Annotated in this window: 10 protein-coding genes; 4 read left to right on the top strand and 6 right to left on the bottom strand. The window is 63.5% G+C overall.

Going from position 1 to position 11,945, the window contains the following annotated elements; translation table 11 throughout:
- Positions 1-49: 49 nt before the first annotated feature.
- Complete coding sequence (locus tag ABCN07_RS06785; RefSeq protein ID WP_330030068.1) at positions 50-1,069, bottom strand: LacI family DNA-binding transcriptional regulator; 1,020 nt, start codon at positions 1,067-1,069, stop codon at positions 50-52.
- 283 nt (positions 1,070-1,352) lie between these two features.
- On the opposite strand from ABCN07_RS06785, the gene ABCN07_RS06780 reads away from it, so the two are divergent.
- Positions 1,353-1,799, top strand: a complete 447-nt coding sequence (locus tag ABCN07_RS06780; protein WP_343005962.1) for a hypothetical protein — start codon at positions 1,353-1,355, stop codon at positions 1,797-1,799.
- A gap of 117 nt (positions 1,800-1,916) precedes the next feature.
- On the opposite strand, the gene ABCN07_RS06775 is transcribed toward ABCN07_RS06780, so the two are convergent.
- Positions 1,917-2,567 (bottom strand): zinc-ribbon domain-containing protein, encoded by a 651-nt coding sequence (locus ABCN07_RS06775; RefSeq protein WP_343005961.1) that lies wholly within the window; start codon positions 2,565-2,567, stop codon positions 1,917-1,919.
- Between the two features lie 208 nt (positions 2,568-2,775).
- Here ABCN07_RS06775 and ABCN07_RS06770 point away from each other — a divergent pair, with 208 nt between their 5' ends.
- Positions 2,776-3,882: a zinc ribbon domain-containing protein gene (locus ABCN07_RS06770; protein WP_343005960.1), complete on the top strand. Its 1,107-nt coding sequence runs from the start codon at positions 2,776-2,778 to the stop codon at positions 3,880-3,882.
- A gap of 150 nt (positions 3,883-4,032) precedes the next feature.
- Here ABCN07_RS06770 and ABCN07_RS06765 read toward each other — a convergent pair whose 3' ends face one another.
- Complete coding sequence (locus tag ABCN07_RS06765; protein WP_343005959.1) at positions 4,033-4,800, bottom strand: mechanosensitive ion channel domain-containing protein; 768 nt, start codon at positions 4,798-4,800, stop codon at positions 4,033-4,035.
- A 2-nt stretch (positions 4,801-4,802) separates the two neighbouring features.
- Positions 4,803-7,637: a UvrD-helicase domain-containing protein gene (locus ABCN07_RS06760; RefSeq protein WP_343005958.1), complete on the bottom strand. Its 2,835-nt coding sequence runs from the start codon at positions 7,635-7,637 to the stop codon at positions 4,803-4,805.
- 195 nt (positions 7,638-7,832) lie between these two features.
- Here ABCN07_RS06760 and ABCN07_RS06755 point away from each other — a divergent pair, with 195 nt between their 5' ends.
- Entirely contained in the window at positions 7,833-8,843 is a 1,011-nt protein-coding gene (locus tag ABCN07_RS06755; protein ID WP_343005957.1) for a C-terminal binding protein, read from the top strand.
- Between the two features lie 270 nt (positions 8,844-9,113).
- Here ABCN07_RS06755 and ABCN07_RS06750 read toward each other — a convergent pair whose 3' ends face one another.
- Both ABCN07_RS06750 and ABCN07_RS06745 read right to left on the bottom strand, forming a co-directional pair.
- Entirely contained in the window at positions 9,114-9,692 is a 579-nt protein-coding gene (locus ABCN07_RS06750; RefSeq protein WP_343005956.1) for a zinc ribbon domain-containing protein, read from the bottom strand.
- A 75-nt stretch (positions 9,693-9,767) separates the two neighbouring features.
- Complete coding sequence (locus ABCN07_RS06745; protein WP_343005983.1) at positions 9,768-10,703, bottom strand: undecaprenyl-diphosphate phosphatase; 936 nt, start codon at positions 10,701-10,703, stop codon at positions 9,768-9,770.
- A 540-nt stretch (positions 10,704-11,243) separates the two neighbouring features.
- Between ABCN07_RS06745 and ABCN07_RS06740 the strand changes: the two genes are divergently transcribed.
- Positions 11,244-11,693 carry a universal stress protein gene (locus tag ABCN07_RS06740; protein ID WP_343005955.1) on the top strand — a complete coding sequence of 150 codons (450 nt, stop codon included), beginning with the start codon at positions 11,244-11,246 and terminating at the stop codon, positions 11,691-11,693.
- The last annotated feature ends 252 nt before the right edge of the window (positions 11,694-11,945 follow it).

Genomic DNA, 11,945 nt, shown 5'->3' with positions numbered 1-11,945 from the left:
CATGACGTCACCACATATGGGTAGCTAGAACCTACGTCGCTGTCCTTTACTAGAGCCTACGAACGCTGTCCTTTAGGACGAGCTTCGGGTTGAGGACGACCTCATCCGGGCCGCCCAGCTCACCCGTCTCAGACTCCTCGATGCGCCGGAAGAGGAGTTCGAGCGCGGCGCCGGAGAGCTCCGGCACGTTCTGCTCGATCGAGGTGAGCTCCGGCTCGAACAGCACGTCTGCCGCGGAGTTGTCATAGCTCACGACCGAGTAATCGCGCGGCACGCGCAGGTCAAAGCTGTAGAGACGCTTGAGCAGCCCAAGGGCGATGTTGTCCGAGCTCGCAAATACCGCCGTGGCATCCGTCTTCACGAGGCGGCCCGCCGCCTCATAGGCGCTGGAAATGTAGTAATCGCTGCTGAGTACGTAGTCTCGGCGCACCCGGATGCCCGCCTCCCCCAGCGCGCGGGAATAGCCGTCAAAGCGCTCGCGGCCAGTGTTGGAGTTTGGATTCACGATGCAGGCGATCTTCTCGTGACCTTGGTCAAGCAGATGGCGCGTCGCCAAATAGCCACCCAGTTCGTTGTTGAAGCGAACTTTGTCGCAGAACAGGCCCTCGATGAAACGGTCGACCATGACGAAGGGCGTGGGAAGGTGCGAGAGGTCCGCGAGGAGGTGCTCGTCAGTGGCGAACTCGTCCGAAACGACGATAAGGAGGCCGTCAACGCCGCGGTTCACGAGCAGGCGAACGAGCTTGGCATCGTTTTCCGGGCTATCGTCGGAATTCGTAATGATTAGGGCGTAGCCCCTTTCGCGGCACCTGAGCTCGATGTTCTTTGCAAGTGACGCGAAGAAGCGGCTCTCGATGTTGGGGATGATGAGGCCGATGGTGTTCGTATGCTGCATGACGAGGCTTCGGGCGATCTGATTGGGGATATAGCCCTTGCGGCGCGCCGTCTCGAGGATGCGTTGGCGACTCGCCTCGCTGATTTTGCACGGGCGATTGTTCAGGACGAGCGACACGGACGTGACAGAGAGCCCCACCTCTCTGGCGATGTCCTTCAGCGTCACCTTAGCCATAGCGCCACCTCTCGCTCCCGCAATATGCTCACGAGGATACCGCAGGAGACGCGCCCGGGCTATCACACTTCCACCGCATTGAGCACACGTTCGGGTGCATGCTCCCAACGCCTTGCTGACGCGCGGCCCAGCACCCCTCGGCCGTCTTTCCCAGGCGTAAGGAGGAGTGCACTCCCACCACCACGCCGCCCCGCCCCGTAACGACGCTTTGTCACGGGCGTAACCATGAGGCAACCTTGTCCGCTTAGGCTTATGACATACACTCGACCTGAGCGGAGACATCATGCGCACCATTCTCTATGTTGGCTCGTCAACTGACCTCTCCTATGAGCACGACCTGCTCGAGGAGTGGGGCAAGCGCGGCGTGACGATCGCCCAAGTTTCTGCACTCAACGCCGACAACGCCGATGCCACGGCTGAGCCGGCGCCGGACCCGCTTCAGGACGTGGATGTCGTCGTACTCGAATCCGGCGAGATGAGCAGCGACCTTCTCGAGTCTCACCCCGACCTCTCCGCCGTGGTCATCCTTGACGATAAGGCGGAGGTCGACGTCGAAGCCGCCACTCGTGCCGAGATCTGGGTCACCCATGCCGCCAATCGAGCGCTCCTCTCTCGCCTGCCCTTCGTGAACAGTCAGTCGCCGTCGCGCTCCGCCCGCAGGCATGCGCTCCAGGACGCGCTCGCGAGCATTGCCGGCGAGCGCCCGAGCGGACGCGTGAACGAGCTGTAGCCGGGAGCCATTTGGAGCGCAGACACGCGCTTGAGCCAAACGAATCGACGCCCGTCTCCCTTCGGAGGCGGGCGTCGATGCATTAGCGATTACAGAAAGATGCCGGGGAGCTCGAAGCTACTCCTCCGTGGCCTCGGGCGCGGGGTCTGTCGTCTCGACGGGAGCAGAGAAGACCGGCTCGGGGATTGGGGCGGCAGAGACCGGATCGGGAATCGACATGGGAGCGGGTGCGGGCGCAGGCGCGGGAGCACCGAGCTTGCAGCCGCAGGACATGCAGAAGGCGTCGCCAGGATTGACCGGGGCACCGCACTGCGGGCACACGGCCCCAGCAGCCTGAGGCTGAGGAGCGGGAGCGGCAGCGGCCTGCTGCTGAGCAAGAGCAGCCTGAATCTCCGCCATGGGCTTGCCGCAGCCCATGCAGAACAGATCGGTGGCACCCACGCGAGAGTGGCAGAACGGGCAGACGTAGTAAGAGGCGGCAGCCTCAGCAGCGGCAGCCTCCGCCTCGATCTGGTCGATCTGAGCCTGGAGCTGGGCACGCTCCGCGTCGCACGCGGCAATGCTGTCAAAGAGCGCCTCACGACCAGCGCGCAGCTCGGGGTTATCCTTCGTCGCCTCATAGAGGCTGGCACCGAGCTGGGCGGCATAGCCCTGACGACGCTTCAGGGCCTCGTTCATCTGGCTCTTTAGCTTGAGAGTTGAGGTGGCGCGGCCAGCGGCTGCCGTAGCACTGTTGACCGAGCTCTGAAGGCTATCGAGAAAACCCATGCCAATGATCCTTCCAACAGGCTCCCAACAGGAGCAACGACGCACCCATGATAGCGCTCTTATGTGAGACAGAAATACCGCGCAACACCGAATCTCGAGTCCCTCCCGCATCTCGGCGAATGGCGTGTTCACAAGGCCTTCATATCTCTTAAACTGTGCTTATGGGGATCGAATCGCCTCGACGACCAGGCCAACCTAAGGAGGACATATGTTTTGCACCAATTGCGGAGCCCAAGTCCCTGATGGCTCCAAGTTCTGCACCCACTGCGGCAGCCCGATTGCCGCGGCTCCGGCACCTGCTCCCGCGCCCGTGCCTCCTGCACCCGCGCCCGAGCCAGCACCCGTGCCCGAGCCGGTTGCGACTCCCACTCCCGAGCCGGTTGTGCCGCCCGCTCCCGTGCCTCCCACGCCCGTGCCCGAGCCGGCCGCAGCGCCTATTCCCACGCCCGTAAACGAGGCCCCTCAGGCCGCTCCCATACCGACCCCCGTGCCCACCGCCGCGCCGGTTCCACCGGCTCCCGCCCCTGCCGCCGCGCCGGTTCCCCCTGCCGCCGCGCCGGTTCCGCCGGCTCCCCAGGCCAATTACGGCTCTCCGGTTCCGCCCGCGCCGCAGGTCAACTACGCCGCCCCGACGCCCGGCGCAGGTGCTGTCCCACCCGCGAAGAAGAGCAAGACCCCGCTGATCATCGGCATCGCGGCCGTCGTGCTCGTCGCCGTCATCGCACTCGTCATCGTGCCCATGTTTGGCAAGGGCGGCTCCTGGTCTGAGCTCGATCTTTCCGGCAACGGCTACAACCACGAGTTCTGCATCGAGATGGACGAGGACGAAAACACCATCACCGTCATCGACCAGGACGAGAAGGTCACTGGCACCATCGACTCCACCGAGACCGACGGCGACAACGTGATCTACACCCTGAAGGACATCAGCTGGGGTGACTGGGGCACCTCTCTCTTCAGCAGCTGCGAGCAGAAGACCTGCAAGATCGTCGCTCCCAAGGGCGCCACGGCCTCCAAGCCCTGGGACAAGTGGATGATGATCGTGACCGCTTATGACGCGAGCGATCCCACCTATCCCTACTATGTGCGCAGCTCCATGTTCGAGATCGATGAGGGTGGCAAGGGCACCTACGAGTTCGCATACTTCTGGGGCACAACTTCCAGCGAGGCCAACACCGCCAATCCGCTCTCCTCGAACTACGACGTAGACGATGCCGACGGCGGCTTCAGCCACGACCTCACCTGGGAAGGCTCGAAGGGCGACTTCGACATCGAGTCTGACAACGGCACCGACTTCACCCTCTCCGTCGAGTAACCGCTCTCCAAACCCCCGCTTCTAGCACAAGGGGCTCCCGTCCACCAGCTGGACGGGAGCCCCTTTTCATTCGAAAGCCTTGTGACGCATCGACACCGCGGGAAGCAGGCTTCTATGTTGCGACGCACCGACAACGCGAAAAGCAAGCTTCTATGCGGCGCGCGCGATCCAATCACAAGCGGAGATGCGACTCATCAGGGCGTCCTCGCCCAGCGTAGGAGCCACGCCATCTGCCAAGTAAAGACCGATCACGCATTGGATTCCATACGCATCCGAGCCCACGAAGCGCGCGTATGCCTCGCAATCGGCACGGAGGAGATTGGTCATCTCAGATACTGCGCCGAGGATGTCCGCGCGCACGGTGTCGAGGTCTGATCCGTGCGCGACCACGACGTCCATCTCGCACAGCGAGCCCGACGCCGCCGCCCTGCGTGTGAGCGCGGTCTTGTTGAGGACGGAATTGGGAATCACCTGCTCGTTTCCCAAGCGGTCACGAACGGTGGTGCTGCGCCAGTTGACGTCAACCACCTCACCCTTAAAACCCGAGACCTCGACGAAGTCGCCGGGCTGAACCACCTTGCCAGCCATAAGGCCGAGGCCCCCGATAACGTTAGAGACCGTGTCCTGCATACCGAACGAAATGACGAGGGAAGTCACGCCCAGGGCGGTCACGAAGGCCGTGGGCGCGATGCCAAACACGGGCTGCAGCACCGAGAGCAGGGCGAATGCCCACACGAGAGCACGGGCGAGGTTCACGAAGATGGAGGCACTCGGCACGTTCGTGTGCTCGAGCGCACGACGCAGAGCGCGTGTGACCACGTGCGAAAGCCCGGCAGCCACCAACGCGGCGACACCGAGCGTCACCACGCGAGCGATAAGGCCCGGCATCGGCATGCCGAGGAACGTGACCTCTTCCATAGCTATCCCTCGATCTTGACGATGGGCGCGAAGCCCTTCATAAGCTTCTTGATCTTGCCCGTTCGTGTGAACTTAACCTCGACGACATCGCCCGAGGCAGAGAGGACCACGCCGGGACCGAAGGTCTTGTGCGAGACCTTGTCTCCCTTGGCAAAGCCCTCGGATGCCTTGGCCGCATCGCGCTTGATGCCACCAGACGGGTTCTGGGCAAACGGATCCTCCGCAGGAGCCGCCGCACGACCAGAGCCGAACACGCGACCAGATCCCACCGCGTCAAAGCCGTCGGAACCAAAGGTGCGTGGACCAGATCCACGTCCGCCCAGAGCGGAGAGGGGCAGACCAGAGCCGGATGAGATGCCAGAGGCGCTGCGGCCACCAAAGCCCTCGCTCGCGGAGCGGAAGCTCATGCCACCCGCACGATTCTGCGCATTGCCGCCAGCGGAGCGCGTGGCGGAGCCGAACACCGCGCCGCCATAGGCCTCCGTGCCGCTGCCATACGTGCCGCGGCGATCTCCGCGCTTCTCCCAGCCAACGCCCGAGAAGCCGTCCGAGCCGACACCCACGAGCTGGATGTCCTGCTCAGGAATCTCGCGGAGGAAGCGGCTCGGCGGATTCGCCGTGGTGGAGCCATAGGTGCGACGCGTTGCGGCGTAGGTGAGGAAGAGCTGGCGCTCCGCGCGCGTGATGGCGACGTAGGCAAGGCGCCTCTCCTCCTCGACGCCGGACGGGTCATCCTCGTGACCAGCGTGCGGGAAGATACCCTCCTCCATGCCGGCAACGAACACGACGGGGAACTCCAGGCCCTTGGCGGAGTGCACCGTCATCATCGTCACCGCGCTGCTCGAACCCGCAAGGGCGTCGAGGTCACTACGGAGGGCGAGCCACTCCATGAAGGCGGGAAGCTTCTCGGCGGCAACCGTCACGCTGGGGTCAGTCGGTTGAGCGACGGGGACGGCAGCAGGCATCTCTCCCACGGCGTCGATCATGCCAGCCTCGCGCAACTGCGCCAGGCTCTCGAGGGTCTCCGCCACGTCGTCGTGAGTCTCGTCGAACTCCTGGGCAACGCCAAGGAACTCGCGGATGTTCTCGATACGGCCATCCGCCTCAATGGTGTGCTCGGCCTCGAGCGCATTGATGAGGCCGGCGTCATCAACGATGGACTCGATCACGCGCGCAAGTTCTCCGGACTTGTGGCGCGCAGCCTCAATCACGCCCGTGAACTGGGCAAGCGCTCCCCTGACCTTCGCCGTGAGGAGGCCCTCCTCCGCAACGCAAGCCTGGCAGGCGGCCAAAAACGGCATGCCGTTGACCAGGGCGTAGCTCTGGATCTTCGCCACGCTCGTCGAGCCAATGCCGCGGCGCGGCGTGTTGACCACGCGCAGGGCGCTCACGTCATCCGCGGGATTCACCACGAGTTTGAGATAGGCCGTGACGTCACGAATCTCCGCACGGTCGAAGAAGCGCGTGCCGCCCACGATCTTGTACGGGACACCGGCACGGAGCAGCATGTCTTCGAGGATGCGGCTCTGGGCGTTGGTGCGGTAGAAGACCGCCATGTCGTCGTAGCTCGTACCGGCGGAGTGGATCTTCTCGATCTGGGCACCGATCCAGCGGCCCTCGTCGCGCTCGTCGCTCGCCTGGTAGGCCTGCACGAGCTCGCCGTCCCCACGCGAGGTGAAGAGGCGCTTCTCCTTGCGACGGCTGTTGTTGGCGACAACGGCGTTTGCGGCGTTGAGGATATGGCCGGTTGAGCGGTAGTTCTCCTCCAGCTTCACGACCTTGGCATCCGGATAGTCCTTCTCGAAATCGAGGATGTTCTGGATATCCGCGCCACGCCAGCTATAAATGGACTGGTCATCATCACCGACGACCATAAGGTTGCGTTGGCTCGCGGCGAGCATGTTCGTGATCTCGTACTGGACGTGGTTGGTGTCCTGGTACTCGTCCACGCTGATCTGCACAAAGCGCTGCTGGTACTTGGCCAGGACATCCGGATGGTCACGAAGCAGCTTGTGGGCGTTTATGAGCAGATCATCGAAGTCCATAGCGTTCGCGCGTTCAAGGCGAGACTGCAGCTCGCGATAGACGCGAGCCGTCGCCTGAAGGGGCGGTGTGTTAGCAAGCCCCTCGAACTCATCAGGCAGAACGAGGGCATTCTTGGCGCTAGAGATGCGAGAGCGAATGCCATTGAGCGGGAACTGCTTGGGCTCGATGTTGAGGTCGCCCATGATCTGCTTCACGAGGCGCTTCGAGTCATCGTCATCATAAATGGTGAAGTTGGAGGTGTAGCCCAGCTTATCCGCATCATCGCGGAGGATGCGGACGCACATGGCGTGGAAGGTGCACACCCACATGCCGCGCGTGCCGCCCGGCAGCAGGGCGTCGAGACGCTCACGCATCTCCTTTGCCGCCTTGTTGGTGAACGTGATGGCGAGAATCTGCCAGGGGCGCACGCCCTCGTCCGCGATCATGTGGGCGATGCGGTAGGTGAGCACGCGTGTCTTGCCCGAGCCGGCACCAGCAAGCACGAGCAGCGGACCATGCGTACACTCCGCGGCCTCGCGCTGGGCGGGATTGAGGCTCGCGAGGTCGATCGTCACCGCGGGTGGCGTCCAGCGCGGGCGCGCCGGGACCGGTGCGGAGGCGGGGGCCGGAGCGGGCGCCGGAACCGTCGTCGCAGCCACCGCCGGAGCCGCGGCGGGAATCGAGAAGAGCTGTTCGGTCACGGGCGCAACGGGCTTCGTGGCCGCGGGCTGCGCGCCGGCGACCTGCGCTCCCGTGACAAAGCTAGGCAACGTCAGGTCGCGGGCGCTTCTCTTGGCTGGTCCTTGCGTCATACGTAGTCTCCCTGGTCATGCGCGCGGAAACCCGATGGCGAGACCGGGGCGAAGACCCCAGCCGCGAAGCCAGAACGAACCGCGTCGCGAGATTAATCGTTCCTAGTCTAACCGCGACCGCGGACAGAAACTCAAAGCGCCTAGAATGGACAGATGCTGACTAATCCCGCATTTCTTTGCGACGAAAGGAACGCCATGCCCAGACATCGAGTCCTCTACTACGCCCTCCCCGAATACCTCGACTTTGGACACAAGGTCCTTTCCCAGAAGCCCTACGCCGACGCCATCGACCTCGTCGATTGCGTTCACGCGCCCTACTGCTCCCCCACCGCCGAGGAGCTCGACGGCATGGAAGCCGTCATCGGCGAGTTCATGCCCGTCGACGCCGAGTGCGCGGCGCTCATGGAAGCCGCCGGTGTGAAGCTCGTCGCGAGCATGTCCATCGGCACCAATCACATGGACCTCGCCGCACTCCGCAAGCACGGCGTCACGGTCACGAACTGCCCCGGCTACTGCGCCGAAGACGTGGCGACGCACGCCCTCGGCCTCATGCTCGACCTCTTCCGCAAGATCACGTTCCAGAACCGCTCCATGTTCGAGGGTGGCTGGGACCCCGTGGAGGGCTACCCCACCACGCGCGCCTCAGGAAAGACCCTGGGTCTCGTGTTCTTTGGACACATCGCTCAGGCGCTCGCTCCCATGGCCCGCGGCCTGGGCATGCGCGTCGTCGCATGGGCACCCACGAAGAGCGCCGAGACCCTCGCAGAGTTTGGCGTCGAAAAGGCCGAGACCCTCGACGACCTCCTCGCCCAGTCCGACGTCGTGAGCCTCCACTGCCCGCTCATCCCCGAGACGGAGGGGCTTATCGGCAAGCGCGAGCTCGCCCTCATGAAGCCGAGCGCGTATCTCATCAACACCGCCCGAGGTGAGGTCGTGGACGAAGACGCGCTCGTGGCGGCGTTGGATGAGAGCATCGCCAGCGATGGAGAGCGCGGCATCACGGCGGCGGGGCTCGACACCCTCGCAGGCGAGAACGACGGCACGGACAACCTCAACCGCTGGCTCATCGAGCATCCGCGCTGCGTGACGACGCCGCACTCGGCCTACCTCTCGCGCGAGAGCACCCTCGCGCTCGCGAGCATGTCGCTCGACTCCTGCTCCGAGATTTTGATCGAGGGCCGCACGCCCACCAACGCCGTGAACTAGGACCCGGACAGGCCCGCGCTTTTTCGTTGCGGCCCCAAAACACACTGTGCGCGCAAACCCGTTATTCGCACGCGCCATGCCCCGCGCGCAAGCCATGATGCCGTGCCGGCAAGCCGTTGCGCTCCTACGGCCAACCACTCCGCCCCTGCATCGCAGCGGGAAGAATTGCCGAGCCTTACGCGTGACTCAGCCAGACTTCAAAACAAAGGCCGGCCCGGGACTTACCGCCCGGGCCGGCCTATTTAGAGCTACTTGCGAACAGCACGCCTGTTACTTCTTCAGCATCGACAGGACTCCGCCAACGGCGACGGCGGCACCAGAGAGAACGAAGAGGTTAAAGGCAATCTCCATGGCGAAGAAGCCATAGCCCTGGTCATCGACCTGACCCTTCCAGGCGAAGACGAAGCCAAGAAGGACCACGGCGACGACGATGCGAGCGATCGCGCCGGACTTGCCCTTCACAAGAAGGGAGACAACAAGCGCGATGACCGGAATAACGAGGAACAGGATGTTTGCGAACTCGCCGTCCATGCTCATGCCATAGACCGTAGCGCCGAAGGTCATCTGCATGGCACTCAACGTGGTGGTGGAACCAAAGACGCTCAGCGAGATGATGGGCATGAAGAACGCCACGATGCCCACGAAGGCAGCGACGACGGACGCAAGCATGCCGAGGTCGTTCGTCGCAAGGCCCGAAACGGCAATGCTGGGCTTGATGGGCTGGACAGGAGGAACATAGCCAGCCTGAGGAGCGGCGGCAGGGGCGGGAGCACCGCTAATCTGAGAGCCGCAGCTCGCGCAGAACCTAGAGCCGTCAGGGAGCTGGGCTCCGCACTTAGGACAAAACATGGGACCCTCCTTGGTCATCGGAGTATTGGCCCCAGTATACACTCCGACAAATTGCCACCCGCGAACACGCGACCCCTATGCGATGCCAAGCGCCGGGGCAATCACGAGGAAGAACGCGAGCACGACCACGCCGAGAACGATGCGGTACCAGCCGAAGACCTTGAAGTCATGCTTGCGCACGAAGCCCGTAAGCCACTTGATTGCAACGAGCGACACCACGAACGCCACGACAAGGCCCACCAGCATGATCCCCCACTCGTTGGCGCTCATCGCGGCGCCCTTGAGCGCGAACTTGACGATCTTGAGCAAGCTCGCGCCGAACATGACAGGAATGGCGAGGAAGAACGTGAACTCCGCCGCCACGGCACGCGTGCAGCCAAGCAGCAGGCCGCCGATGATCGTGGATCCCGAGCGCGACGTGCCCGGCACGAGCGAGAGGACCTGGAAGCAGCCGATGCCGATCGCCGTCTTGTACGTGACCTCATCGACACTCGCAATAGCACCGAAGTCGGAGTCCTTCTCGGCAAGGTCATCGGTCACGCCGGGGGCAAAGTGCGCACCGTGAGGGCGCTCGGCAACCATCTCGGAACGACGGCGCGCGCGCCAGTTCTCGATCAGGATGAACGCGATGCCATAGACGATGAGGGCACCAGCAACCACATAGGAGTTGTGGAAGTGCTCGTCCATGAAGTCGTCGAGCGGCAGTCCGATGACTGCTGCGGGGATGCAACCCACGACGATCTTGCCCCAGAGGCTCCAAGTGGCGCGACGGCCCTCCTTGCCCTTGCTTGGGCTAAAGGGGTTGAGCTGATGGAAGTACAGCACGCAGACGGAGAGAATCGCACCCAGCTGAATAACGACGAGGAACATGTTCCAGAACTCTTCGGTGACGTTCAGCTTCACGAACTCGTCGACCAAGATCATGTGGCCGGTCGAGGAGATGGGTAGCCACTCGGTGATGCCCTCGACCAGACCAAGGAAGGCGGATTTGAGCAGGTCGATGGGGTTCATGGGGATCATTCAGGACCTTTCGATTTGAGCGCGGCGGGGCGCTGCGATTGATCACGTGGCTGCGGTTGGCACAACTGGCACGCCGAAGCGGGCGCGCGGCGCCACCGAACGGGACGTCATCGCCGGGGTGGATGCCGCCCGGATGGCGCTGCCAAGGCGAGCAGGCAACCAGACGCGAAGCGTTGTCGAGGTGGGAACTACGTCACTGATTATGATGCGCCGAACGAGCGAGGCGTCCATCGGACGCCCGATGTGACAAACCCCACAGAACCAGACGCAGCCGATTCGCCCGCGGAACCAAGCGAGGCACGCGTTGGCGTGGGGCGCACGTGTTGGCGCGCAGTACGCCTATGACATGCTTAGCCGCCCCAAGCGTACAGAATTGCATACGGTCGCCGTCCACCGACGCATTCGCCCGCGCGTCCACGATCCGCTCGAGATTCCTCAGCATGGGTATACCTAGGGCATGACCGGACGCGGAACACCTCTATGCCCGGCCGGGGCTCACAGGGGACCCCATCCAGAGAAACGAGGTACGTCATGGCAACCCTCAACGACATTGGTTACAAGAAGGTATTCGTCTCACTCGATGGTTCTGAACAGCAGGACAAGGTGCTCAGCCGCGCCATCGTCGTGGCGGCAAACAACGGCGCAGAGCTATACATCGGCCACGTCATCGACTCCACGGTCCTCGAGACCGCCGGCGCCTTCCCGTCAGACCTCATTCCCGGCATGGACAAGGCATTCCGCGAGTCCATCGAGCCCCTCGTTGCCGAGGCAAAGGCGAACGACCACATCCCGAAGGTCGAGGTTCAGGTAAGGACCGGTCGCATTCGCGAGACCCTCAAGGAGGAGTTGCTCGACGTCATTAAGCCTGACCTCGTACTTTGCGGAGCACGCGGCCTCTCAAGCATCAAGTACGCGCTGCTCGGCTCCATCTCGACGTTCCTGCTTCGCAATACCGACTGCGACATCCTCGTCGTGAAGTAGCACCCGCCCTGGCGCCCCGCCGCGCATCGTGGCCTGTGCCAAGCAGGCGCCGCCGCAGGTAAAAGCATGTAATGGCAGGGCTTTTCACCCGCTCCGCACAAACGTCTCGCCTCGCGGAACGTCAACTGGCAGAAATCACGCAAGCGCCGTCGATGAACATCCCATCGGCGGCGCTGGTTGATTTCCGATCCCAACCGAACACATTGAGCTGACGGCACGCTCCCGCAGTTAACCGAACGCCCCCGAGGTCCT

This window comes from Collinsella sp. 1033st1_E11_1033SCRN_220408, assembly GCF_039062465.1.
In the GTDB taxonomy this organism is placed as follows: Bacteria; Actinomycetota; Coriobacteriia; order Coriobacteriales; family Atopobiaceae; genus Parolsenella.
The sequence above is the reverse complement of the archived record's forward strand: the minus strand, read 5'-3'. Positions and strand labels throughout refer to the sequence as shown.

Bases quoted from the DNA above. Each gene is read 5' to 3' on its own strand.
- ABCN07_RS06775 (WP_343005961.1), bottom strand. From the start codon at position 2,567: ATGGGTTTTCTCGATAGCCTTCAGAGCTCGGTCAACAGTGCTACGGCA.
- ABCN07_RS06740 (WP_343005955.1), top strand. From the start codon at position 11,244: ATGGCAACCCTCAACGACATTGGTTACAAGAAGGTATTCGTCTCACTC.
- ABCN07_RS06765 (WP_343005959.1), bottom strand. From the start codon at position 4,800: ATGGAAGAGGTCACGTTCCTCGGCATGCCGATGCCGGGCCTTATCGCT.
- ABCN07_RS06750 (WP_343005956.1), bottom strand. From the start codon at position 9,692: ATGTTTTGTCCTAAGTGCGGAGCCCAGCTCCCTGACGGCTCTAGGTTC.
- ABCN07_RS06760 (WP_343005958.1), bottom strand. From the start codon at position 7,637: ATGACGCAAGGACCAGCCAAGAGAAGCGCCCGCGACCTGACGTTGCCT.
- ABCN07_RS06780 (WP_343005962.1), top strand. From the start codon at position 1,353: ATGCGCACCATTCTCTATGTTGGCTCGTCAACTGACCTCTCCTATGAG.
- ABCN07_RS06785 (WP_330030068.1), bottom strand. From the start codon at position 1,069: ATGGCTAAGGTGACGCTGAAGGACATCGCCAGAGAGGTGGGGCTCTCT.
- ABCN07_RS06745 (WP_343005983.1), bottom strand. From the start codon at position 10,703: ATGAACCCCATCGACCTGCTCAAATCCGCCTTCCTTGGTCTGGTCGAG.
- ABCN07_RS06770 (WP_343005960.1), top strand. From the start codon at position 2,776: ATGTTTTGCACCAATTGCGGAGCCCAAGTCCCTGATGGCTCCAAGTTC.
- ABCN07_RS06755 (WP_343005957.1), top strand. From the start codon at position 7,833: ATGCCCAGACATCGAGTCCTCTACTACGCCCTCCCCGAATACCTCGAC.